We start from the raw sequence: 24,086 nt of genomic DNA on the forward strand, positions 1-24,086 counted from the left end.
TGTCTAGTCTTTGAGCGCAACGGCAGGCGCCTTGGGAAGCACGAAGCGATTGGTCAAGGCGTTGGCCAGCTGCGTGGTTTCGGGGAAGACGCCCGCGGTGCGGGCCATCAACCAGGCCTGCGGGCTGATGGTGATCTCGGCGCGACCCGACATGGTGGCGCGATAGATGCAGTTGGCTGCATGCTTCGCCGTCACGGAGACGACGGGAAGCGTGGCTGCGAGGTTGAACCACTTCTTCTCGCCCTTCACGTCACCGACGAACTGCGCGTGGGCTTCGCCGCCGGTGCGCATCAGGCCGGGGCAGACGGTGGTGACGCGGATGCCCTTCTCGCGAATCTCGGCGTGCAGGCCTTCGCTGAAGCCCACCAGCGCAAACTTCGCGGCGGAATAAGGAAGCATGTGGGGCACGGCCATCTTGCCGCCGATGGAGGCGATGTTGACGATGCGGGCACGGGTGCGGCTGCCGGCACCCGATACGTTGATTGCGCGCTGGGTGCGCATGTACGGCAGGGCCGCCCAGGTGGCGTAGAGCGCGGCGAGGAAGTTGACCTTCATGGAGCGCTCGAAGGCCTCAAGGGTCTGGGACTCGATGGGGCCGACCTCGATGATGCCGGCGTTGTTGACGAGGATGTCGATGCGTCCGAAGTGGCTGATGGTCTCGGCGACCATGCGCTCGCACTCGGAGCGCTCGGAGAGGTCTGCGGGGATGAGATAGAAGTCCTCCGCGCGCAAGTGCGTGTGCTCGGCGAGGAGCTGCGCCTGGGCCTTCTCCAGCTCGGCGCGGTTGCGCGAGGCGAGCGCGAGACGGATCTTGTTGCGGGCGAAGCGGGACGCGATGGCGAGGCCGAGGCCGCGCGATCCGCCGGTAACAAGGACGACGGAGCCATCCGCCAGCGGACGGGAGCGCAGGGCCTTGAAGGCCAGACCCGCGATGACGGTTCCGCCGACGACGGCTCCTGCGACACCGGCGCCGGTGATGGCGGCCCCGGCCATGGCGACGGACTTCAGCAACGTGATTGCGTTCTTCATGCGTCTATTAGGATGCGGCAAAGCAGGCCCGGGCGGTATATCCTTTTCGCGATGGCGACTCGACGTAAATCCAAGGGCGCGTACATGATCTCGGCGGTGGCCGAGATGTATGCGATTCATCCGCAGACGCTGCGGCTGTACGAGCGTGAAGGTTTGTTGCGCCCATCGCGCTCCGATGGCAACACTCGGCTCTATACAGATGAGGACCTGGAGCGGCTGGAGTTCATCCTGAACCTGGCACGCGATCTGGGCGTGAACATCGCGGGCATCGCGGTGGTGCTGCAGATGCGCGAACGCATGGAAGAGATGAACCGGCAGATGCAGGGGTTCGTGGACTACGTGCGCACGGAGATGCTGGCGCGGATGCAACAGGCGCAGAATCCTCCGGGGCTGGTGCCGGTGAAGCGGCCCATTGCGGTGGTGACGAAGGCGCCGGCGGCGACGCGGAAGAAAAGCAGCTAGTTCCTGTCTTTGCAGGATGGGGCGAAGTCGTTGCGAGGTGGGAGCAGCGCGGGCAGGTCCTGGGTGCGTAACGCCGGATTCATCGCAGGCTTCAGGTCTGCCCACGAGGCGCAGACGGTTGGGGCTCCCAGCGCCCAGGGGCCAACCTCGTAGGGATTGAAGGTGATCATCAGGCCGGAGTTGGAGAGCGTCCATTCTGAGGTGCTGGCGAGCTCATCCGTCGTCGAGCCATTGAGGGATTTGTCATCGGCGCCGCTGTCTTGAATCCTGGCCTTTAAGCGCGACACCAGAAGAGTGACGACCTTGGCTCGCGCGGCATTGTCATTGCTGAGGACGTCCTGAACCTGGACCAGCCGGCGTTGTTCCAGCCACCAAAGGAGGCTCACTCGGCTTTCCTGCGGGTGCGCCGCACCGTATCCGTAGGTCGCGACCGAAAAGGAGACATCGATCATGTGCTGGTTTGCGGCGAGCAGGTCGTAGTCGATGTCGATCGTCCCTCCGCCGCAGTCGTAGCTGGCGAAGTCGACCGGAGGCTTCTTGTCATCATCCTGGGCGAGATTGAGGGCGGCCTTGTATGCCGCGGCGTTCCATGCGGCGGCATTGGGTGTGGAGGCGTCCATCTGCGGCCAGGAGAACTCGCAGGTGCCGAAGCCGGGATCGTTGGGGGCGAGTGTCTCTCCGCTCTCCTTCTTGTAGCCGAATGCTGCGCGGGGATAGAAGACTGAGCTGCCATCTCCGGCTCGCACAGGGGCAAGATTTTCTAAGCGGCTCTGGTAGGCGTTGGATAGGCAGGTCTCGATCTTGAAGTCCTCTGGTGAAGCAGGCAGAGGGCAGGACTGATCGAGCCAGCGCAGCCACGCGCGTTGATCGTCGCGAACCTCTCCAGCAGCCCTGGGGGAAAGCTGCTGGAGCAGTGTCTTGTAGCCGACAGCGATCTTTGTGTCGAGATCGGAGAGCCTCGGATCCGCGCAGATGGCCTTTTCGCGTGGCGACTTGGCGAGTTTGCAGTCGAAACTGGCGGCGTGCGCTGATGTCCAAGCGGCGAGGGCTAGTACAAGAAGGGCGAAGCGGCGCATGCTGGGTGTCTCTCCGTGGGCAGCGGTTGCGGCAGGCCTACTTTACACCGCATGAGACGCTCCATCGCGATCCTGGCATGAACATCGCCGGAAAATGCCCGGAGGCAGGGAAGAGAATCACCGGTTGATGCATATCTTTGTGGGCTACGTGCGCACAGAGATGCTGGCAAGGATGCCGCAGGCGCAGAACGGTACGGACTGACGCCGGTGAAGCGGTCGCTTGCCGTGGTGACGAAGGCTTCGGCGGAGACGCCGCGGAAGAAGAGCTGATTGCTACTGTCTTGCCCGGGCTCAGACGCAGAGCGGAAGCTGCAACTTAGGGTGCGGGGTTGAGGTCCGTGGTCTGCTGTGCGAGCGTGAGGCGCGAGCGGCCGTTCAGGCGGCGTGCGATTCGCGCTCCTACGCGAATGAACGGAGCCTCGATCAGGTGATAGAGCAGATAGCAGGATGCTGTCAGCGTGACGAAAAAGACGAGTGTCCGCTCGACCGTGCCGCCTCTTGGCCAGTAGTGCATCGCGACCGCCAGGCAAGGGATGTGGGCGAGATAGATGCTGTAGGAGTACCGCGCGATGATCGCCGAAGCGTTTCGGATGACGGCGGATTGCATCTCCCGAAAGTGAGGAAGGCTAAGGCCCAGGAGGAGGCACAGGATCCAGCCTCCGCGAATGGAATTTTGCTGCTTCGATCCCCAGGTGTTCACCGCAAGAACGAGGGCGACCACCCATGGCGGAAAGAGGAACGATGGAAGCAACTTTCTTTCCCTCTGAAACAGGACGTACGCCATCGCTCCAGGAAGGAACAGGCCTCCGCAGAACAGCAGGCTTGTATTGATGGCAGGCAGTTGGGTATAGGCGGTAAGGCAGAGCAGAGCATCGAGTACAAGCAGCGGCCAAAGCAAACGATGAGCCCGGACGTAGGCGAAGAGAAAGGGGAGCAGAACGTACATCTGCATCTCGACTGGAAGCGACCATGAGGCGCCTACGACGTTGGCACCGAAGACGAGATTGAAGACGAGCAGAATGTTTGCGAGGACTTCCTTGCGCCTTGGCGCGAAGTAGCGGAAGTCGAAGGCATAGTATGGCGAGGCCGCGATGTGCAGGCCCAGATACAGGCCGAACACGACCGCCCACAGCGGCCAGAGCCTGAAGATCCTGCGCAAATAGAAACTCAGCGTATCTGCGTCCCGCTGCAAAGACCACATGAGCACCAAGGTGGTGTGGACGAAGAAGATGCAGACGCCCAGGATGCCGAAGAACCAAATGTCATAGCCGAGGACCCTGGGGCGGTGAGCATAGCCGGAGGCGTGCGAAATGACAACCAGAGCGACCGCAAACGAACGAACAAAATCCAAGTTGACAAGCGGGCCGGTCTGCTCTTTGGGCATGGGCCTTATCGTAGCAACTGTTCTTGCCAGCCTCCAGTATCGGATTGAGGAGAGACAACTTCGATACACTAACCAAGGGCCGCCTCCATAAATTCTGGATGCGGGAAACCTCATAATTCTTCGGATGCAGATTCTCCTACATGTCCTCTATTGGGTGGCGCTGGTTGGCAGCGTGACCTCTTCCATCTACTGCGGCATGGTGCTGGTGGCGGCGATCCGCTTTGGCATCAGGAAGCAGCGCGAGGAGCACGCCCCCGCGACGTATCTTCCTCCCGTCAGCGTGCTGAAGCCGCTGCATGGCACCGAGGAGGGGCTCGAGCGCAACCTCGAGACGTTCTTCGAGCAGCAGTATCCCGCTGACTTCGAGCTGCTGTTCTGCGCACGACAGCCGACCGATGAGGGACTGCAGCTGGCGCAGCGGGTGGGCCAACGGTATCCGCAGGTGCAGGCGCGTTACGTCACCTGCGGCGAACCGATGCCGAAGTTCCATAATGCCAAGGTGTATTCGCTGGCCAAGCTGGACTCCGTCGCGAAGTACGCGACGTACGTGACCAGCGATGCGGATGTGCGGGTGCAGCCGAACTATCTTGAGCGGTTGGTGCAGATGCTGGCCGACCCCAAGATGATGCTGGCCTCCTGCCTGTACCTGGGGACGGCGCATGAGGGCGCGGGCTTCTCGTCGCAGCTGGATGCGGTGGGCAAGAGCGTGGAGATGAGCTCGGGCGTACTGGTGGCGACGATGTTGGAAGGCACGAAGTTTGCGCTGGGCGCGACTCAGGTGCTGCGCAAGGAAGGTTTCCAGCTCGTTGGCGGGTTCGATGAGCTGGGCCAGTTCTATGCGGACGACTTTGTGCTGGGCAATCGCCTGGCGACCAAGGGCTATGGCGTGCGTATGGCGTCGCACACGATTCGCCTGATGGTGCAGGACTCTCCCTTCTGGCTGAGCTTCCGCAACCAGCTCCGCTGGATGCAGAGCACGCGGCGCTCGCGACCATGGGGACACCTGGGCACGGGGCTCACGTTTGCGATGCCGTTTGGGATGATGGGGCTGGTGTGGGGACTGCTCTCCGGCCATGCAGCACTGGGCGTGATGTGGCTGCTGCTGATGGCTGCGAACCGCGTGGTGCTCGCGGGCGCGGTTCTTGGAGTGCTGGCCGATAACAAGTGGCTTAAGCACACACTGCTCTACCCCCTGCGCGACTTGTTGGGTGGCGTGCTGTGGGCTGCCAGCTATGGTGGTGAGAACTTTTACTATCGCGGCAAGGTTTATAAGCTGAAGGACGGCGGTCGAGTGGAAGAGCCCAGCTAGCAGCGGCTTCGCCGTTAGCGCTTCGCGGTAGCCCTGCGGGTTAGCGCCTTCGGCGTTAGCTGGTCGGCGAGTCCGCGGGTTAGCGGGTTAGCAGGTCAGTGGCTGCAGAGGTTGGGTTGGCTGGCCTTGGTCGCTTGTCCGGGCGCGCTGTTGCGGAGGATGGTCTTGCCTCCGCTGTCGGCTACCTTGTAGACCGGGCCTTGCTGGCAAAGCTGCGGCACGCGTTGATCGGGGTGGTAGGTGAGCACGTAGACACGCGTGCGATTGTGCCACCACTGCATCAGGTCATCGTCTGTCAGGAAGATGGGGCGGGCATCCGGCCAGAAGCTGCCGAACCATGGGCCGTTGATGCGGCCATTGACGAGCAGTACGGGATTGTTCAAGTAGAAGAGCAGCGAGGAGCCGGAGGTCAGTTCGCCGTCGATGAGCACGGGCGTCTTCTGTGCCGGATCGTCGCTTAGGATGGCTTCGGCGAGGTCCTTGGAGCCGAGGATGGGATAGAAGCGCGCGAGGCCCTCGTGCGCGGCCATCAGGACGATGGTCATGGCACCGGCGACGGCGAGGTTCGCGGCGAAGGGAAAGCCTTTGCGGCGGACGAGATAAGCGATCGGGCCGAGCGCCAGCATGCCCAGAGAGACCGCGAGGAGCGGCCCGCGGAAGAAGCCCATCGCACTGCCGGTGAGATCGAAGACGTGGCCCAGCGACAGGTTGTACAGCTCCGGGTTGGAGCTGAGGGCATCGTTCAGCGTGAGCCCGGGCTTGGGTGCGGGAGAGATGATCGCCAGGATTCCGCAGATGAGGAAGAGGATGGTACCCAACGGTACCAGCATGTAGAGCGCGCCGCGCAGGGCCTGGGCGTATGGGGCCGTGCGATCCAACGTCTCAGAATCGAGACGTGGGGCACCCGGATCGTGGGTACGCTTGCGGTCGGCTGCGGCGAGCAGACCACCTGCGAGCAGAGCGAGCGCGGGAATCGCGGGCAGGTGGTAGTACTCCTGCCGCGAGGAGACGGTGAAGAAGCCAAGCACGATGCCGGCCCAGAGCATGCAGGTGAGTGCAGCCTCGTGGCGGACTGCGGTGAGCCGCTCCTGCAGAGAGTTCTCGTGGCTGGCGTGGAGGTCGGAGTCGAAGCGGACGGCGGTGTCCTGCGGTGCGCGCAGGGTGCGCCACGCGTTGCGCAGAGCCGCGGGGAGGAACGCGGCCCACGGGATGAGCCAAAGGAAGAGCAGCAGCCAGAAGAGCGGGATGGGTACCTGGCCGTAGTCGTGCGGGATGCGTTTGCCGAGGAAGCGGGCCACGTGCTCGTTGTAGAGATAGAACCACGCCCAGCCAGCGCGGGCGGGCAGGCCAAGTCCCGCGGGCATCGCTACGGGAGGATTGCGAAGCGCGGCGAGGATGTGCCACGGCGCGGCAACGACGAGGAACGCGAGCGTTGCGGGGACCACACTGAGCCTTGCGAGCAGCTTCAGGCGCCGCGTGAACGCGAGGTACAGCAGCACGAAGCCCACCGGGAAGACGAGGCCGATGAGGCCCTTGGTGAGCACATCGATGCCCATGACGGCGCCGAAGCCGAGCATGGGGACGATGGCCGAGCGGGCCTCGCGCAGGCGATCGAGCGCGATGAGGAAGAGGTGTATGGCAAGCGTCATCCACAGCGCGAGCAGGATGTCGGGGATGTAGAAGCGCGTGTAGAGATAGGGGCCGATGGAGGTCGCGACGGCAAGTGCAGCGTAGAGGCCGCCGCGGTCGGGTGCGTCCTGTGGCGAGAGGCCGGCGAAGAAGCGGATGCCCAGCGCATAGACCGCGAAGAGCAGCAGGAGCACGCCAAGCGCGAGCGGAAGACGCGCAGCCCAGTCATGCTGGCCGAAGATCTTCATCGAGCCGGCAGCCATCCAGTACATGAGGGGCGGCTTGTCGAAGAAGCGGATGCCATCGATGTACGGGGTGACGTAGTCGTGACGGCCGAGCATCTCGCGCGCGATCTGCGTGTAGACGGAGTCGACGTCGTCGAGCAGGCCGGGGCTGAAGAGCCCGCCGAGCTGCAGCACACCCCATACGCAGGTGAGCAACGCAAGAGAGGGCCAGCGCCAGCGGCGCTGAGGGAGGGTCATGGAGTGCTCCGGAGGACAGGCTGAGCTTCGGCTATGCGGCCCAGCGTTGTCAATGAGGCTTGCGTCGAGGGCGTCGCGAGAGGACGGTCGGTGTAGAGGCTCTTGCTGGATTCGGTCATGAGGAGGTAGCGCGGGCTGAGGCGCAGCGCCTCCACGTGGGTCTGCTCGCCGTCGGGGACAAACAGAATCTTGCGGTTGCCGGTTCCCCAGGTGGACTTCAGCTGGTCGTGTGTCAGGAAGACCGGAGCTGCATCGGGAAGGGTGCTGCCAAAGAGCATGGAGGTCGAGCGGCCATCGACGAGGAGGACATGTTGATCGAGGTAGTAGGGAATCGACGAGCCTCCGGCCTGGTCGCCGAAGAGCATGACCTGGGTCTTTGGCTCGATCTGATGGGCTTGCTGCAGCTCGCGGATGCTCTGTGCGAAGTCATAGGAGGAAAGCAGTGGAGCGAAGCGGACGAACGCAACGTGCGCGGCGATGAGGATGGCGCTGCTGGTGAGCGTGACCGCGATGAGTGAGGCGGTGCGCTTCGTACGCACATGGAGCCAGAGTGCGACGGCCGGGCCGAGGGCAAAGGAAGTTGCGGCGACCAGGGCTGGAAGGCGCAGCGCAGCAAAGGCTCCGGCGGTGAGGTCGAAGAAGTGTGACATGGAGAGCGTGTAGCCGCCTACGTCGCGGCGGGCCATCAAGGCGCCGATGTCGCTGGTTGCCGTTGCATGACGTGAGGTCCAGAGCGCATAGCCGAGGATAGCTGCCGCGGCTGCTCCGAAGATAACGAAGAGTGCGTGCGCGGCGAAGAGTGCTCTCACTCCGAGGGAGCGCGGTCTATGTGCCATGCTGCGCGAGAGTGGCGCGGTGAGAAGCATCAGTATAGGCACATAGGCGGGAAGCGTGTAGTACTCCTGGTTGGTCGAGAAGGCGAAGAAGACGAGCACCAGTGCGGCGTAGATCGTGAGCAGGGCTTCGGTGCGCCGGGTGAAGCTGGGCTCGTTGGCGGGCGCGCGCTTGTGGCGGGCAAGTTGAAAGCGGGAGAGTTCGTGTTCGCGAGCATCGGTGGCTGCGTTGCGCTCTCGCCACCAGAGGAGCAACGAAGCGGGAGCGAAGAGGCTCCAGGGGAAGAGCCAGACGAGGTGCAGCAGCCAGTAGGCCAGCGCGGGGAGCTTGTTGTAGTCGCGCGGCTGGCGCTGGCCGATGTAGCGCAGGAAGTGCTCGTTGACGAAGTAGAACCAAAGGAATCCGTGCTGGCCGGGGCGCTCGGGATAGCGCAGGGCTGCGAGCACATGCCAGGGTGCGGCGATGGCGAGGAACAGCAGCAGGCCCGAGCCGAGCTTGAGGCGATAGAGCCTCGTGAAGTCGCGCGTGATGGCGAGGTAGAGCAGGGCAGCTCCACCGACGAAGACCAGCGCGACGAGGCCCTTGGTCAACACTGCGAGCGCAAGCATGACCCAAGCGGCGTAGGCGTGGAGACGCGGCGTGCGGCAACCCGAGTCTATCGCGCGCAGGAAGAGGTAGAGCGTGAGCGCGAGGAGGAGTGAGAGCAGAGCGTCGGGGATAAAGACCCGCGTGAAGAGGAAGACGCCAAAGCTGGTGAGCGTCGCCAGGCCTGCGAGCAGCCCGACGAGCTCTCCCCAGGCGAGACGCGACCATTGCCACCCGAGCAAGGCGAGCCCAAGGATCGTCAGCGCGAGAGGCAGATGCACGGCGAGAGCGCCATTGCCGAACAAGTGCAGGCTGAGCGCGGTGAGCCAGTACGGCAGAGGGGCTTTCTCGAGATAGGGCACGCCGTCGACGTGCAGGATGACGAAGTCGTGCGTGCGCAGCATGGCCTGTGCGGCTTGTGCGTGCGTGGCATCGGCATCGTCGAGCAGAGGGGGTGTCCGCACCGCGGCAGCGTAGATCGCTGCCCACAGCAGGAGCAGAAACACCAGGTTTCGCCAGGACGCTGACCCTGGAGTCGAGCGCGAGGTTGTGTTCAGGGGGCTTTCGAGGCCGTTTGTCGCCATGCTCCGTCACGTGTGCCGCGAGCGAGCCAAGAAGGTTCGCGGGCCCTCGCGGCGGGAGATCTGCGGCCTCTTTTAGGATATCGGAGTCGGCGGGCGAAGTTGGAGATCGATCGAGGCGTTGCTGATATCGAACAGCTGCGGATCCGGGCCACAGGTTCGCCACGGCTTCCATGTATCTTGCTTATGAGCCGGATGAACCTCTCCGGCGGGGGACTGTCCTCTCTATGCCCACCTTTGCGGCCATCGATATCGGTTCGAACTCCTGCAGGCTTGCGATTGCCTCGGTGCAACAGCACCGGTTGAAGATGCTTTACGAGGAGCGTGAGGTGGTTCGGCTGGGCGCGAGCGTCTTCGAGACGGGAATGATCTCGCCCGAAGCGATGGACCTGACGATCAAGGCGCTGAAGCGGTTTCAGAAGGCGACCCAGACGCATGTCGTCGACCGCGTGCGTGTGGTGGCTACCAGTGCCATGCGCGATGCGCGCAACTCGGAGGCCTTCCGGGCGTGGGTGAAGAGCACGACGGGCTGGAACGTCGAGGTCATCTCCGGTTTGGAAGAGGGGCGTCTCATCCATCTTGGCGTGGTGACGCATGAGCCAGGCGCCAAGGGCCGGTGCCTGATGATCGATCTCGGCGGCGGAAGCTGCGAGGTCACGCTCTCCGAGGCGGGCCGGATCAGGTCCATGGTGAGCATGCCACTGGGAGCGGTGCGATTGCAGCAGGAGTTCATGCACACGGACCCTCCGGGCAAGGAAGAGATCGCGGGCCTGCGGAAGTACATCGGGCGGGAGCTGGAGCGTGGTGAGCGCAGGCTGGGGCAGCCGCGGGTGGCGCTGGTGATCGCGACCTCGGGCACGGCCTCGGCGCTGGCTGAGGCGAGCCGATCGATTGCAGCATCGGCCGCGAAGGGAAAGAAGCGGGCGCTGACTGCGGCTGCGCGGGCCAAGGCCGACATCGTTCCGACGGCACACGTGCGGCTGGTTGCGGACCAGCTGATGAAGATGACCAACGAGCAGCGCGCGAACTTCCCGGGCATCGGGCCGAAGCGCTCGGAGATCATCGTCGGCGGCGCGCAGGTGTACGCGATGCTGCTGGAGCGCTTCGCTCTGAAGGGCTTCCGTTATTCGGCACGGAGCCTGCGCGATGGTGTGCTGGCGCAGATGCTCGCGGACGTCGATACGCGTGCGAGTGTGCATCGCACGGTGGAGAACGAGCGGCGCGAAGGTGTGCTGCAGCTATGCAAGCGCTACGGGGTGGACGCGCGCAAGCAGGAGGCCGAGCGTGTGCAGGTGTCACAGCTGTTCGATCAGCTGCAGCGCGTGCATGAGCTTCCCGACGACTACAAGACGTGGCTGGAAGCCGCGGCGATGATGCAGAACGTGGGCAAGTACATGAACCACCAGGGGCATCATCGGCACACGCAGTACATCATCGCGAACTCCGATATCTTCGGCTTCTCGCCGGAGCAGCGCGCGATCGTGGCCGCGATTGCGCGCTACCAGGGCAAGAGCCGTCCGGACTCGATGGACAGGCCCATGCGTGCGATTCCCCTCGATGAGCACACGCATGTCGCACGCGCGGTGATGCTGCTGCGTCTGGTGCAGGCTCTCAACCAGGATCAGGCCACGGCGGCGCTGCGGATGACGGCGCGAGTGTATCCAAAGCGTGTCATCCTCGAGATCCACGGCGCCCGCGGGGGAGCAGAGCTCGAGCAGTGGTCGCTGCGCAAGGAAGCGGATTACTTCCTGGAGGTCTTCCGCCGCGCACTCTTCGTCGAGGTAGCGTAGAGCGCGGCGACGACGCGAGGATCGAGCAGCCACTGCAGCGTGGCCTGGCCGCGCTGCAGGGAGATGCGGCCGATGGTGCCCTTGCGCAGCCGTACCGGCGCGGTGGTGCGCTCGCCGTTCGGGCCCACGAGGAGCTGTCCGACGAACGAGGTGATGTTGGGGTTGTGGCCCACGACCAGTACGTTCTCATAGGCGGAGCACTCGCGCAGCAGCCGCTGGAACTGGTCGAAGGTTGCAGACGGATCGAGCGCCGTCGAGCGCAGGACCTTGGCCTCGTAGCCGGTCTCTGTGCCTACGAGCTGTGCGGTCTGCAGGCTGCGCTTGAGGGGGCTGGAGATCACCATGTCGAAGCTGACCTTGAGCGAGTTCAGCACGTAGGCCAGCTGCAGGGAGTGGCGTTTGCCTTCCTTATCCAGCGGACGCCGGGTGTCGAGCAAAGGATTCAGGCGGCGCACACCGGCGCTCGCATGTCGAAGCATGTACAGATTCATCGTGTCTTGTTCTCTGCAGTCGCCGAGGTGTTGGGCTCAGCGGCTGGGGGTTGATCCGGTTGGAAGATGCCGGGATCGGGCTCCGGCAGCGAGGGCGCTGCTGGCTCGGGATCGGGCAGGGCATCTGTGGGCAGATGCGGCGCGGGACGTCCGGTCTCGAAATCGTCGCTCATGCTCTCCTCGACCGCAATTTGCTGGCTGGGCCGCAGGGATGAGGCCGATTCGCTGCGGCTCCTGACTCTCCATTCTACCGCTGCATGGCGTTAAACGTGACCGCGATCACAGCCGCACCCAAAGCTCGGTGTAGAGCAGCCCGCCGAGACGCTCCTGTCGTTCGATGCGTGCGAAGCCTGCAGCGGCGAGTGCTTGTTGCGGGTCAGGGAGATGCGTGACGCGCAGTCCAGTGAGCATGCGGAAGGCGAGGTACAGCGTACGGACGTAGAGCGCCCCGAAGAAGCCCAGCACGGGAGATTGCGGCACCTCGAAGTCCGACACCACCCAGAGGCAGCCGGGCTGTACCTGTGCGGCGAGCCGTTGCGTGAGTTCATCGACCTGCTGCTGGGTGAGGCAGTCGAGCAGAAAGTGGGTGGCGATAAGGTCCGTTTGTGGAGGCGCGTCAGCCTCGAGCGCGGAGGTGCGGAGCGTGTGGAGCCTCGCGCCGGCGGCCGGGCTGGTGCGCAGGCAACGAGCGCGAAGCAGGTCGAGCATCTTCGCGCTGATGTCGATGGCAGTTGCGTGCAGCGCAGGGTTCTGCGTCATCAGCCGGGCGAGAAAGCGGCCGTCGCCATCGCCGAGGACCAGGGCATTCGTGCGGTCCTGCAAGCGGGGCAGAAGGTGGAAGCGGACCTGCTCGAGCAGGCGGCCGAGGGCAAGGTACTCCGACCAGCGATAGAGGTGCGCGATACGGTCGAAGTTCGGCTGGGAGTCCATAAGGAACGTTCTATCGCGCCAGTACGCGCAGCAGGGGAGCGGCGAACGGCAGCGTCACCAGTGGCGTGAGGAGGGCGAAGTCCGCCAGGGCGCGCAGCGTGGTGGGAGCGAAGCGATGCCGTACGCGGTGCAGGAGGAGCAGCAACGAGAGGCTTAATCCGCAGGTGAGCGGAGCGAGGAGGCTCGAACGCTCGAGGGCACCTGCGGAGCGTGAGGCGAGGTTCCGGGAGACGATGTCCAGTGAGATGGCCAATGCGACGCACAGCACGACCGCGGCGGAGGCCAGCGGCTGAAGGTGCCGGACTGCAATGGCTGCTCCGGAGAACATGCGGGGGCGCTTGCCTCCAGAGCTTGCCCGGACGGGGTGATGCTGAGGGGGCGTGCAGGATTCCCAGGAGAGCAGGAAGAGGCAGTTTGCTGCGCTCATGACGGCACAGGAGAGCATGGAGACCGCGATGACGCCTGGGTTGGCTCCGGCGAATGCGGCTGGGAGCCCGACAGCTAGCGCGAAGAAGGGCCCGACGGCGAACTCCTTGGGCAAGCGCGCCGGGCTGCGGCTGGTGTGGATGACGCCGAGCCAGACAGCGAGAGTGAAGCCCAAGGCGAAGTATGCGTGCAGCAGGGGGTGGGGCATCAGCGCCAGTGCGATTGCGAGGGTGGGGATCGCGACGGCGATGGCCGTGAGGAAGCCTCGGCGATGGCGCGCGTGGAAGAGGTGCCTGGCTTCGAGTGCCGCGTCGACACCGCGGAACGCGGCACGAGCGTCGAGGAGGCGGTCTCCAGCGTAGAGAATCCATACGGCCAGAAACATGGCGGACAGGGTCGCGGCGGTGGTGGGAACGCCAGCGATATGTGCGAGGAACCAGACCCACAGCGTCGCGACGCAGGGAGCGTCGAGTGAGAGCAGGTGCCAGCGTTCCAGAACCGACACGCGCAGTGGGGCCGATTGCGTGGATACGCGAAGCTGGCTGGCCGGAGGATAGAGGGCGCGTGTGTTCAAAGGCCTGCTTCTATTTCAACCTGTCGCGCGACGGTTGTCATGCTTTCGCGCATATGCTGCCGGCCGTCACGCCTCTCCGTGGGTGCGGAACTTGGGCAGTTCGCCAGCGACGCCGTCGATCACGGTCGCGCGGTCCTCTTCAAGCTCCGGTTCGAGCGCGGTGAAATCGTCGTCAGGGATGAGAGTCGTATGGGGCACAGGCTGTGTCGCGCGGCACCACAGGCCGGGATCGATCTCGGGGAAGATGCTGTCGCGTTCTTCGATGCCAGCTAGCCGTGTGAGCTGCGCTTCCGTGAGATCGACGCCCTCCGCGAGGACGCGGAGCATCGACCGCAGCTCTTCAAACTCACCGAAGTGGCCCCGGAAGCGTTGCTCGGCGTAGTCCCGGGCCGCGCCGGTGGTGATGAGGAACTGCCAGTCCGAGGATTCGAGCAGGAGCAGCTCACGGCAGAGCTGCTGCAGGACGCGGTGGTGCATCTCGCGTTGAGGACCAGCGACACGGCCGGGACCGGCTTCGCAGATCTCACGGACTGCTACCTCAGCGGCATAGAGCTCACGATAGGTCCACTCGGTTTCGGTGTTGAGCCATACCTGGTGATTGCCGCCGGCGCCCCAGCTTCCCTCGTGCATCTGGATGGTCGCTGCCGGCTTGTCGCGATCGAGGTAGCTGGAGCCGGAGACCAGCTCCAGGCCGGTGGGCTCGGTGTGGAGGATGCGTGCGACCTCTTCCAGCCACTGTGGGCCTTCGAACCACCAGTGGCCGAAGAGCTCTGCGTCGAACGGCGCAGAGAGCACCGGTGGCACGCCGTCGTTGAAGGCTGGCTCCAGCGTCTTCCAGACGAGATCTACGAAGTGCGAGGCGTGGCTGTGGATGCGTTCCTTCGCCGCTTCGGGGTCATAGGGCTGCTTGTCCGCAATGTCGACGCCCGCGCCGGTGACGCGCCAGTAGCGGTGCCCGCCGGGCCAACGCTTCTTGTGAAAGTCGAGGTACATCGCATCGCCGGGATAGCCGTTGTCGCTGGACCATACCTGGAGGCCGGTGCGCGGGTCGCGGGGAAAGACGGCGACTGGGCTGTGTCCTTGCCCGGCGCTTCCGACGTAGTACGGCTGGTAGAGCCTGCGGTGCGGCGCCTGGGCGAGGCGCCGGGAGTTGCCGACTGCCGAAGGCCGGCTGGACCTTGCTGCAGCGGCAGCGCCCTCGCCACGGACCGCGTCGACGCGGGCGGAGGGTTCTTCGACGATGTGTGAATCCACGAGGAAGAACTCGAGGCCGCTCTCGCCGAGGATCTCCTCGATGCCGAGTCGCGAGAACGCGGGGCCGAATGGCTGGCCATCTGCACGCGCGACAGGGAAGGCCCACTCGCCTGCGGGGCGATAGCCACACTCGGGAATCCACATGCCGCGCGGTGTCAGGCCAAGATGGCGCTCATGGGCTTGGATGGCGAGCCGGACCTGGGCACGGAGGCTCTCCTCCGTTCCGAGCAAGGGAAGGTAGCCGTGCGTCGCCGCGCAGGTGAGGATCTCCAGCGAGCCGCGCTCATGGAAGCGCCGGAAGCCTTCGTGGATTCGCCCGCCGAGCTCTTGAAACTGTTCGAGGCCCGCGGCGAAGAAGCGCTGCCAGTAACGCGCGGTGACGGCGTAGGCGTGCTCGTGGTTCGAGAGGAAGAAGGACTCATCCTCGCGAGCGGCGCTGATCTTGCGCTCGAGGTAGCGAGGGAACTCGGCCTGAAAAAACGGGTGCGCCAGCTGTTCCAGCAGGATGGGCGAGAGGTTGAGATTGCACTTGAGCGCGATGCCGTCGCGGTCGAGGTTCTCGAGCATCCGCAGCAGGGGCAGATACGTCTCTGCAGCTGCTTCGTGCAGCCACTCCATGCCGTGGGGCCAGGTGCCATGGTTCACCACCCACGGGAGATGAGCGTGCAGGGTGAAGCTCAGGTAGCCGCGGCTGCCGGTTTCCGATTCGATCTCAGGGTCGTGCAGGTGCAAGGCAGCAGGTTCCTTCCGAGGTTGTAAGGAGCTTCCATGCAGCAGCCTGAATGGCGCAATCATGCAGGGCTGGAGTGTCAGCTTCGAGCAGTCCCTGTTGTGCGTCGTTGAAAGCCTGCCGCGTTACCTGTCGCTTGGATGCGTCTTGCGCCGATTACGTCGCGTGCGATTGCACGAAGCGTTGGGCATCTTCCGGGCCCCACGATGGCCGATGCCCGGGCGATGCTACTGAGAAAGGAGACAGCGAGTTGCGCAGGCTGAGATTCTTATCAGGCTGCGGATCTCTCACTGGCCCGTGACAAAGCAACGCGGAGATACCCATACGCCGATATCGACACGCCAATGTCTTAAGAGACGCACAGGCCGGGTCCTGTGTCACGTAAAGTCGTGCGCTGATCGCTCAGTCTTTCGAGAAATCTTCGCAGAAAGGGAAAAACTCCACATCCGAAACTTGTTCAGCCCCGGATGTGGAGTGGTGACGGCAATACGTTAGCGTGGCTGAAGGGTTGGCTCCGACGGGGCAGCGTCGGGGTTCTGGTCGGGATAGGGGACTTCGGTTGTCTGGACGGCGATCGGGTCGATGGTGTGGAAGTGCAGCACCGTCTCGGACGGGATACTGACCTGCTGACCACGTGTTACGCCCTGGACCACAGCGCCGCCACCGCCGCCTGCGGCGGCTCCGATGGCAGCACCCTTGCCTCCGCCGAAGATGCCGCCGAGGATGGCTCCAACGGCGGCGCCCCCGCCGATCTTCTCGGCCGTGTTCTTTCCGCGGCCCTTGCCCTCGACGCTGTAGGCATCGGTGACGACGTGGACCCGCTCGCCGCGAATGCGGATGGAGTCAAGCGTGAGGGACAGCAGGGAGTTGCCTTTGTAGTGGCCTGCGTCCTTCGCGTCGGTGACGGTGCCGGTGACGGCGGACCCTGCAGGAATCGCGAGCATGCCATCGGCGTCGACCTCATGCGTCACGACGCCGTGGAAGGTCGTGCCGGGCTGGGTGGTCTCGCTGCTGAGGGACTCGGTGATGCGGATGGGGATCACGCGGCCTGCGGCGACGTGAACCGTCTTCACGAGGGGCTGCTGCGGCGCCGAGGCGACCAGGGCCGGAGGCAGCGGCTGCGGAAGCGGCTGATGGTTCGCAATGGCGGCGCGCTCGGCCGGGGTGGTGGGGCGCGGCATCGGCGGAGGCGCCGGCGATGCGCTGGAGCTGGAAGCGGCGGGGGCGGCCTCGGTGATGGTGGGAGCCACGGCCACGCCGGCGACGGTCATGCTGTCCACGACCTCCTTCACGCCTGCCACGCGCGCTGCATCCTGCGCCGCGACCTGCTTGGCGGTGTCATCGCTGACGTTGCCCGTGAGGGTCACGATGCCACCCTGCACGGCTACCTGCACAGGCTGCTTGCCGATGACCGCGTCTGCGCTGAGCGCGGACTGCACGTTCGTGGTCAGCGTCGCGTCGTCGATGGGCTTTTTCGTGCAGCCGGTGACGAGCATCGCCAACGCAGCGGGAAGCGCCACGGCGGTGAGGGTTCGACGTACGCTTGCGGTGCGGTGCATCGGCAGGAACGAGTGAGGAAGGGCAGTCTTCAATGTCATAGGCAACGATCTCCAGCGGAAGTCCGGATGGTACCGCGCGGCTGCGCGGCCTGATTCTCCGATGAGGAATAGGATGCTCCAACGATGAGAAAGCCGCTACCTCCGGAATGATGATTTTGTGCCTCGAATCTCAGCCCGTGACTCACCTGGGCCGATCCGGGAGCCAGTGGGCCAAACCGAATAGCTACGGGTACGGCGTCCATTGCGGGTTCCGGGCATCCAAAGACGTGTCTTTGGGCATCCAGAGAATGGCGGGTGAGATGCGGTGCTTTCTACGACCGGTCGCGCTGTCACCGCCGGGTGTCTCCGCGGTGACGTATGCTGGTGGTCAACCTTCGGGGGACCGGGCCAGCGGGATGTGCATCTCATAGGCAGCACAGGGCGTCGGCCACACGTGGCCGAACGCGGACAAAGGTTTCGCAGCAAAATTTTGTAGCAGATGGAGGACTCGAATGGCTGACAACGATAACGGAGTGGGCAACTTCGGCTGGTTCCTGGCGGGTCTGGGGATTGGCGCCCTGGTGGGTGTACTGTATGCGCCCAAGTCCGGCAAAGAGACGCGCGATGACCTCGTAGCCGGCGCGCTCGAAGCGAAGGATCGCGCCAACCAGGCGTATGCCCAGGGCCGCGAACAGGTAGGGCAGTATGTTGCCCAGGGTCGCGAACAGGTGACCCAGTACGTAGCGCAGGGCAAGCAGAAGGCCAGCGAGTACGTGGAGAAGGGCACCGAGTTTTACGACAAGGGCAAGACTCAGCTGTCGCAGTATGTCGAGAAGGGCAAGGGCGTGATCCAGAACCAGGCCGATGCCGTGAACGAAGCGGTGCAGGCGGGCAAGGAAGCGTACGTCGCCAAGACCAGCGAGATCGCAGAGAGCTAAGATCCGGCTCTGGTGGGATTCAGGACTGCGAGGGCCGGGCGGCAAGTCCGGCCCTTCGTCATGAGCGCCTGGCGTGGCCCATCTGCTGTCCGCAGATGGGCGACAATAGGAAGAACGTACCGGGTGGCGTGGTCGCACCCAAAGCATTGCAGGATCAGCTGAGAAGGAGCTATTGGAGATGCTGGAAGTGAACAGTGTGGCGATGGTGATGCTGCAGGTGGAATCCCACCGCGACGTGCACTGGGCGAGCGTCTTTGTGGGGCTGATTGCGCTGGCTCTGTGGTTTCAAGCCGCAGGCGTGGTCGCGGTGGCGTTTTATGCGTACCGCTTCCTGCAGCGGCTGGACAAACTCGGCAACTCCTTAGAGCAGAGGACCGTCCCGATCCTCGAGAAGACGAATCTGATGCTGGAGGACCTCGCTCCGAAGGTTCGCACGATCAGCGAGAACGTGGAGCAGCTGAGCTACACGGCTCGCGAAAAGGTGGATGAGCTGGGCGTGACGTTGACGCAGGTCAATCGCACAGTGGAAGAGATCAACGCGCGTACCCGGGTGCAGGTCGCCCGTGCCGATGCCATCGTTACCGACGCCATGGAAGCGACCGAGGACATCTCCGCCACGGTGCAGCAGGGGATTCGGATGCCGCTGCGTCAGGTGGTCGGTCTGGTGGCGGGAGTGAAGGCCGGAATCGAGACGCTGATCTCCCGGTTCCCCTTCGGATCGCGAGACTAGGCCGGAAGTTTCAAGAGAAGGATTGATCGAGTTTCGAGTTTCGGGTTTCGGGCTGGGAGCTGCGAGTTGTTGCAGGTCGCTCCGGAGCTCGAAGCCCGATTATCTTTGTCGATGAGACTTAGAAGATCCAGCCGCCGCCCACGACATCGTCTCCGTCATAGAAGACGGCAGACTGGCCGGGCGTGATGGCTCGCTGCGGTTCGTCAAAGGTCGCTTCGATCTCATCCTCACCGATGACACGCAGCGTGGCCCAGGCGGGCTCGTGGCGATGGCGGATCTTGATGGTCACGCGAATCGGCTCGGCGGGCGCGGCGATTGCGATCCAATTCAGCCGGTTCGCTCGCAGGGTGCAGGACATCAGCGCTTCGCCTGCGCCGATCTCGACCTTGTGCGAGTCGGGATGAATCTTGAGCACGTAAAGCGGGTCCGCGCTGGCGATGCCAATGCCCTTGCGCTGGCCCACGGTGAAGCTGTGGATGCCGGCGTGGGCGCCCATGACCTCGCCGTTTTCGGCTACAAGCTCGCCGGAGCTGTCTGGCATGGTGCGGCCCTGTTCTTCGAGATAAGCCTGGAGGAAGGTTGAGTAGCTTCCGCCGGGGATGAAGCAGATCTCCTGGGAGTCGGGCTTCTGCGCGAGCTCGAGGCCCTGCTCGGCGGCGAGGGCGCGGACGGCGGGCTTCTGCATCTCGCCCAGCGGAAAGAGTGTGCGCGAGAGCTGGGCCTGCGTCAGTCCGAAGAGGAAGTAGGTCTGGTCCTTGGTCTTGTCGGCGGGGCGGGAGAGGATCCAGCGGCCACGCTCGGCGTCATAGCGATTGCGGGCGTAGTGCCCGGTGGCGATGCGCTCGGCTCCGATCTGGCGGGCGGTCAGCAGAAGCTGGTCGAACTTGAGGTGGTTGTTGCACAACGTGCAGGGGATTGGCGTGCGCCCGGCGAGGTACTCGTCGACGAAGGGGCGGACGACCTCGTCCTCGAACCGCTGCTGCGCGTTGACGAGGTAATAGGGGATGCCGAGCTGCTCGGCGACACGGCGTGCGTCATAGACATCGTCGATGGAGCAGCAGCGGCCCTGTGATGTTTCGGGAAGTCCGTGACGGCCGGCAAGGCGGCGCTGGTTCCAGAGCTGCAAGGTCAGCCCGATGACGGGCGCTCCGGTGGCCTGCAGCATTCCTGCGACGGTGGAGGAGTCCACGCCGCCCGACATGGCGATCGCGACCGGAGCGTCGAGTGAGGCGTCGGGCGCAAGCAGGTCCGTCGAGACGCAGTCCGGCGCCGCCGCGATGTCGGCGATGTCTGGTATCGAGATGGAGCAATCGAGCGGCATCGTCCCAGCCTCTATGATAGTCCGCTTGGCAGGACAAGAGGGACTTCGGCATCTGCCTGTCCCTGACAGTCGGGATCGGTCTGACAGGATCGGTCAGAGGTGTGTACACTCAAATCGGTTTCTTCCCGCCCCTGCGCACCATGGACAATGCTTCGCCCCACAAGATGACCGGACGATGGGCCCTTGTTTTTCTAGGGGTTGCGTGTGCTGTCGGGGTCGCGTCGATTTACTACAACCAGCCGCTGCTGCTGGTGATGGGCGCGAGCTTCGGTTCCGCGCCGCGGGAGATGGGCTTTGTCGCCGTCGCCACGCAGGTGGGTTACGCCGTCGGGCTGCTGTTCTTCGTGCCGCTCGGGGATGTGGCCGAGCGCCGCGCGCTGATGGCCCGGATGTATGCCGGTGTTTCTCTGGCTTTGGTGTTGGCGGCGTTCGCGCAAAACCTGATCTGGATGATCGTGGCCAGTGCCCTGATTGGCGTGCTGGCGTCGGTGACTCATGTGGCTTTGCCGATGGCCCCCGACCTGGTGCCACCGGAGCGTCGCGGCCATGCCATTGGCTCCGTGATGACTGGCTTGCTGCTGGGAGTGCTTCTCGCGCGCACCTTCGCGGGCTGGCTGGCGAGGTTGTCCAACTGGCGGGCGGTCTTCCTGGTCGCTGCGTTGTTGAATATGGCCTTTGTGCCGATCGTGCTGAAGTACATGCCTCGGGTGGTGCCACGTGAGCCGCTCACCTACAGCCACGCGATGCGTTCGTTGTGGACACTGGTGAGGACCAAGCCGCTGCTTCGGGAAGCCAGCATGCTCGGCGCTTTGACCTTCGGTTCCTTCAGCTGTTTCTGGACGACCCTCGCATTCATGCTGGAGGAGCACCACCACCTGGGACCTGCCGTGGCGGGGACCTTTGGGCTGGTCGGAGCTGCGGGTGCGTTCGTCGCTCCTATCGCGGGTAAGCTGGCCGACAAGCGTGGAACGCGCGTGGTGGTTACCGTGGCGGGCATTGTTCTCACGGGAAGCTATCTGTGGCTGTGGCTGGTCGAGAAGCCCCACGTTTCGATGATGGTGCACATGGTCGCGCTCTTCATCGGTGTCATCGCACTCGATACGGGAGCGCAGATGATGCAGATTGCCAACCAGACCCGGATCTTCGGGCTGGGCTCGGAGTATCGCAGCCGCCTCAACACGATCTACATGACGATGTACTTTGCGGGTGGAGCGGTGGGCTCGGCGCTGGCTTCGCAGGCGTGGTCGCGGTGGGGCTGGGATGGTGTCTGCCTGCTCGCGCTGGGGCTGATCGGCATGGCCGGGTTTGTGCACCTCACCGGCTACAGCCGCACTCATGCCGAAGCGCTGATGAAGGTTTCGCGTCATGAGCAGGAGCCGGCGTGACGGCCGCACACAGCGATGGCTGAGAGCTCAACAGCTTTCGTGCGCGGCGTCCAGTCCCAAAGAGAAACACACGCGATGGCACGAAAATCTGATTTGCTTCTACTGAAAACATTCGCCTTAGCGCCGATAGAAGTGTTGGCGATTGAGACACCAACTTAGAGTCTTGTGGCGCAGTGTTCTGCAGGCCGTTCTTTGACCTTCCGACCTGTGCGGGCTTTTTGAACTGCTCTGTCAGATCTGCCGGGCCGGTGTTGCACCTACCATCCCTGCGCAACAAAGCTTCGTAACACCGGCCCTGCATCAACTCCCTCCCGCGGTGTGACCTGAACCGGGCGCAACGAAGACGATGGCTTACAAGACTTCTCATAGGTGGTGCAGAGCTGCAGCTCTGCACCACCTATTCCTGTCTGCAGGGTTGCAGATCGGTCGCTTAGTACGCGAACCTGATGCGAACCGTTAGACCCGTGGTGTTGGAACGGTTGGCCAGGGTGATTGAGCCGCCATGGAGCTCTGCGACGCGGCGCGAGATGGAGAGCCCGAGGCCTCCTCCGGCATGCTCATGCTCGCGGACCTGCGAGACGCGGTAGAAGGGATCGCAAAGGAAGGGCAGCACTTCTTCGGGCACGCCCGGGCCCTGGTCGGTTACGACGATCTCACATCCAGAACCTCCCACGAGTCGGCCCACCGCGATCTCTACTGTAGTGTGGGGAGCGGTGTGGCGGAGTGCATTGCGAACGACGTTCTCGATGGCGGAGCGAAGCAGCCCGGCATCACCGCGCACGAGGCATCGCTGTGGCGCTCGCACGGTGACGAGCTTGGGCTCGCGATTGGCCTCGCGCTGGGCTTCGAAGGTGGCATCCCGCGCGATGCTTTCGACCATTGCGGCGAGGTCAACTTCAGCAAGATGCGCACGCGGAGGCTGCAGGTCAAGCCTTGTCAGCAGCAGGATGTGGCCGATCATCTCGTTCATGCGTTCGACGTCGGCCTCCATCTGCGGAAGCACATCGGTAGCGCCGCGGCGCAGCAGTTCGAGAGAGACGGACATGCGCGTGAGCGGCGAGCGGAGCTCGTGGGAGATGTCTGCCAGCAGCTCCTGGCGCTTTTCGATGAGCAACTCCATGCGCTCGGCCATCTGGTCGAAGGCACGTGCGGTGTCGGCGAGCTCGTCGTTCCTCGGGGCCACAGCCGGCATCACGCGAGTGCGGAGGTCGCCGCCAGCAAGGCGCAAAGCGCCTGCCTGGATGGCACGCACGGGCTCGACGATGTGCCGCGTGAGGATGACACAGAACCCAGCAGCGATGAGCACTGCGAGCAGCGTTCGTGTGAGTACCGGAAAGGCCACGGTGCCATCGATGAAGCCCTGCATGGGGTGCGCCTGCATGACGAAGAGGAAGTGGTGACCGTTGTATTCCAAAGGGGTTGCCGCGCCCCAGATGCGGCCGAGGTGGAAGACCGGCCCGTGCTCCCACTCGCTTGCAGCGATGAGCCAACGCAGCGTTGGTGTCAGTGGACGGTTGAGGACGTCGTGATGCTGTTCGTCGAGCAGGTGCGCGTCGAGTGCGGAAGAGTCGCGCAGTGTGTCGAGGTAGCGCGCGAGCGCAGCATCGCCACCAGTCTCGTAGAAGTCCACCGCGCTGTGTGCATAGAGGCCCTGAGTGAGACGCATCCAACGGCGGCCGAGCGGCTGCGCGCCGGTGAAGACGGTGAGAAGGAATACGAGCAGCCCACCGACGATCAAGGTGAGCCAGAACCAGCCGAAGATCTTCGCGTAGAGCGAGCTCAACAGTCTCATGCGCTGTCCCCTGCGGTGTAGATGTAGCCCGAGCCGCGCAGGCTCTGGATACGTTCCTTATCCTGCCACGTGGCTCCAAGCTTCCTGCGCAGGTTGCTGATGTGGTTATCGACGCTTCGGTCGAAGGCCCCAATGGTGCGGCCCAGGCAAGCTTCGGCGATCTCGTCGCGCGTGACCACGCGACCGAAGGACTTGACCAGGAGAAGAAGGATTTCGAACTCGGTTCCGGTCAGTGTGATGTCTTCGCCATCGCGACGGACGAGGCGCGGCCCGGGATCGATCTCAAGGTCCCCAAGCTTAACCAGCTGCGGCGACGCCGGCGTTGCCATGCGTCGCTTGAGGACGGAGCGCATGCGCGCCAGCAGCTCACGCACGTGGAAGGGCTTAGGAAGGTAGTCGTCGGCGCCTGCTTCGAGGCCGTGGATGCGGTCCTTTTCGTCGCCACGCGCGGTGAGCATGATGACGGGGACCTCGGAGGTGGTGCGGAGCTTCTTCAGGAGCACGCGGCCATCGCCGCCGGGCAGCATGACGTCGAGGACAAGTAGGTCATAGGGCTCGGTGATGGCGCGCTCGAGGCCATCTGGCGCCGTATGCGCGAGCGCGACCTCGTAGCCTTCGAGACGCAGCAGTCGCTCGAGCGATGAGCACAAGGCGCGGTCGTCGTCGATGATGAGTACACGCGGTAACGCCGTGACGTTTCTTTGTGGTTCCACTGGCTGCGACGTCGGGCTCATCCCTTCAGTCTCCCATCACGGGAGCGGGCGCGCGCTCCCGATTTGTAAGGAACTGCATGCCTCGAGGGTCGCACACGGGGCG

The 24,086-nt window shown here is 64.1% G+C and carries 20 protein-coding genes; 6 read left to right on the plus strand and 14 right to left on the minus strand.

What is annotated here, in order from left to right; genetic code table 11:
* Window positions 1-3 precede the first annotated feature (3 nt).
* On the minus strand, window positions 4-1,029 hold the full coding sequence (locus tag C4S68_RS20190; protein ID WP_235011744.1) for an SDR family NAD(P)-dependent oxidoreductase: 1,026 nt from the start codon (window positions 1,027-1,029) through the stop codon (window positions 4-6).
* Between the two features lie 51 nt (window positions 1,030-1,080).
* On the opposite strand from C4S68_RS20190, the gene C4S68_RS20195 reads away from it, so the two are divergent.
* A complete protein-coding gene (locus C4S68_RS20195) occupies window positions 1,081-1,491 on the plus strand; it encodes a MerR family transcriptional regulator (protein WP_103934935.1) in 411 nt (136 codons plus the stop codon).
* Here C4S68_RS20195 and C4S68_RS20200 read toward each other — a convergent pair.
* Both C4S68_RS20200 and C4S68_RS20205 read right to left on the minus strand, forming a co-directional pair.
* Window positions 1,488-2,567 carry a DUF3298 domain-containing protein gene (locus C4S68_RS20200; RefSeq protein WP_103934936.1) on the minus strand — a complete coding sequence of 360 codons (1,080 nt, stop codon included), beginning with the start codon at window positions 2,565-2,567 and terminating at the stop codon, window positions 1,488-1,490. The two genes, C4S68_RS20195 and C4S68_RS20200, sit on opposite strands and share 4 nt — an antisense overlap.
* A gap of 316 nt (window positions 2,568-2,883) precedes the next feature.
* Window positions 2,884-3,951: an acyltransferase family protein gene (locus C4S68_RS20205; protein ID WP_160115263.1), complete on the minus strand. Its 1,068-nt coding sequence runs from the start codon at window positions 3,949-3,951 to the stop codon at window positions 2,884-2,886.
* Window positions 3,952-4,075: 124 nt separating this feature from the next.
* Here C4S68_RS20205 and C4S68_RS20210 point away from each other — a divergent pair, with 124 nt between their 5' ends.
* The gene (locus C4S68_RS20210) at window positions 4,076-5,260 is read left to right on the plus strand and encodes a glycosyltransferase (protein WP_103934938.1); all 1,185 of its coding nucleotides are present in this window, start codon (window positions 4,076-4,078) and stop codon (window positions 5,258-5,260) included.
* 95 nt (window positions 5,261-5,355) lie between these two features.
* Here C4S68_RS20210 and C4S68_RS20215 read toward each other — a convergent pair whose 3' ends face one another.
* Window positions 5,356-7,371, minus strand: a complete 2,016-nt coding sequence (locus tag C4S68_RS20215) for an ArnT family glycosyltransferase (RefSeq protein WP_103934939.1) — start codon at window positions 7,369-7,371, stop codon at window positions 5,356-5,358.
* Window positions 7,368-9,374 carry an ArnT family glycosyltransferase gene (locus tag C4S68_RS20220; protein WP_103934940.1) on the minus strand — a complete coding sequence of 669 codons (2,007 nt, stop codon included), beginning with the start codon at window positions 9,372-9,374 and terminating at the stop codon, window positions 7,368-7,370. Before C4S68_RS20220 ends, C4S68_RS20215 begins: the two co-directional genes overlap by 4 nt.
* A gap of 224 nt (window positions 9,375-9,598) precedes the next feature.
* Between C4S68_RS20220 and C4S68_RS20225 the strand changes: the two genes are divergently transcribed.
* Complete coding sequence (locus tag C4S68_RS20225) at window positions 9,599-11,161, plus strand: Ppx/GppA phosphatase family protein (RefSeq protein ID WP_103934941.1); 1,563 nt, start codon at window positions 9,599-9,601, stop codon at window positions 11,159-11,161.
* Here C4S68_RS20225 and C4S68_RS20230 read toward each other — a convergent pair.
* The 6 genes from C4S68_RS20230 to C4S68_RS20250 all read right to left on the minus strand — a co-directional run bounded on the left by C4S68_RS20230 (window position 11,113) and on the right by C4S68_RS20250 (window position 17,164).
* Window positions 11,113-11,652: a SixA phosphatase family protein gene (locus C4S68_RS20230; RefSeq protein WP_103934942.1), complete on the minus strand. Its 540-nt coding sequence runs from the start codon at window positions 11,650-11,652 to the stop codon at window positions 11,113-11,115. The genes C4S68_RS20225 and C4S68_RS20230 overlap by 49 nt on opposite strands.
* The gene (locus C4S68_RS23445) at window positions 11,649-11,825 is read right to left on the minus strand and encodes a hypothetical protein (protein ID WP_200821602.1); all 177 of its coding nucleotides are present in this window, start codon (window positions 11,823-11,825) and stop codon (window positions 11,649-11,651) included. Before C4S68_RS23445 ends, C4S68_RS20230 begins: the two co-directional genes overlap by 4 nt.
* Window positions 11,826-11,931: 106 nt before the next feature.
* Complete coding sequence (locus C4S68_RS20235) at window positions 11,932-12,582, minus strand: class I SAM-dependent methyltransferase (protein WP_103934943.1); 651 nt, start codon at window positions 12,580-12,582, stop codon at window positions 11,932-11,934.
* Window positions 12,583-12,592: 10 nt separating this feature from the next.
* Window positions 12,593-13,582, minus strand: a complete 990-nt coding sequence (locus tag C4S68_RS20240) for a hypothetical protein (protein ID WP_103934944.1) — start codon at window positions 13,580-13,582, stop codon at window positions 12,593-12,595.
* 66 nt (window positions 13,583-13,648) lie between these two features.
* Window positions 13,649-15,568, minus strand: a complete 1,920-nt coding sequence (locus C4S68_RS20245) for a glycoside hydrolase family 57 protein (protein ID WP_235011745.1) — start codon at window positions 15,566-15,568, stop codon at window positions 13,649-13,651.
* Window positions 15,569-16,057: 489 nt separating this feature from the next.
* On the minus strand, window positions 16,058-17,164 hold the full coding sequence (locus C4S68_RS20250; RefSeq protein WP_103934946.1) for a BON domain-containing protein: 1,107 nt from the start codon (window positions 17,162-17,164) through the stop codon (window positions 16,058-16,060).
* Between the two features lie 452 nt (window positions 17,165-17,616).
* On the opposite strand from C4S68_RS20250, the gene C4S68_RS20255 reads away from it, so the two are divergent.
* Entirely contained in the window at window positions 17,617-18,042 is a 426-nt protein-coding gene (locus tag C4S68_RS20255) for a YtxH domain-containing protein (RefSeq protein ID WP_103934947.1), read from the plus strand.
* Between the two features lie 178 nt (window positions 18,043-18,220).
* Complete coding sequence (locus C4S68_RS20260; RefSeq protein ID WP_103934948.1) at window positions 18,221-18,772, plus strand: hypothetical protein; 552 nt, start codon at window positions 18,221-18,223, stop codon at window positions 18,770-18,772.
* 118 nt (window positions 18,773-18,890) lie between these two features.
* On the opposite strand, the gene mnmA is transcribed toward C4S68_RS20260, so the two are convergent.
* Window positions 18,891-20,093, minus strand: coding sequence for a tRNA 2-thiouridine(34) synthase MnmA (mnmA, locus tag C4S68_RS20265; protein WP_103934949.1), 1,203 nt, complete (start codon window positions 20,091-20,093; stop codon window positions 18,891-18,893).
* Window positions 20,094-20,194: 101 nt separating this feature from the next.
* Here mnmA and C4S68_RS20270 point away from each other — a divergent pair, with 101 nt between their 5' ends.
* Complete coding sequence (locus C4S68_RS20270) at window positions 20,195-21,478, plus strand: MFS transporter (protein WP_235011746.1); 1,284 nt, start codon at window positions 20,195-20,197, stop codon at window positions 21,476-21,478.
* A 430-nt stretch (window positions 21,479-21,908) separates the two neighbouring features.
* Here the strand turns inward: C4S68_RS20270 and C4S68_RS20275 are convergent, their stop codons facing one another.
* A complete protein-coding gene (locus C4S68_RS20275; protein WP_103934951.1) occupies window positions 21,909-23,270 on the minus strand; it encodes a sensor histidine kinase in 1,362 nt (453 codons plus the stop codon).
* Window positions 23,267-24,004, minus strand: a complete 738-nt coding sequence (locus tag C4S68_RS20280; RefSeq protein ID WP_103934952.1) for a response regulator transcription factor — start codon at window positions 24,002-24,004, stop codon at window positions 23,267-23,269. Before C4S68_RS20280 ends, C4S68_RS20275 begins: the two co-directional genes overlap by 4 nt.
* Window positions 24,005-24,086 lie beyond the last annotated feature (82 nt).

Source organism: Bryocella elongata, assembly GCF_900108185.1.
Lineage (GTDB): Bacteria > Acidobacteriota > Terriglobia > Terriglobales > Acidobacteriaceae > Granulicella > Granulicella elongata.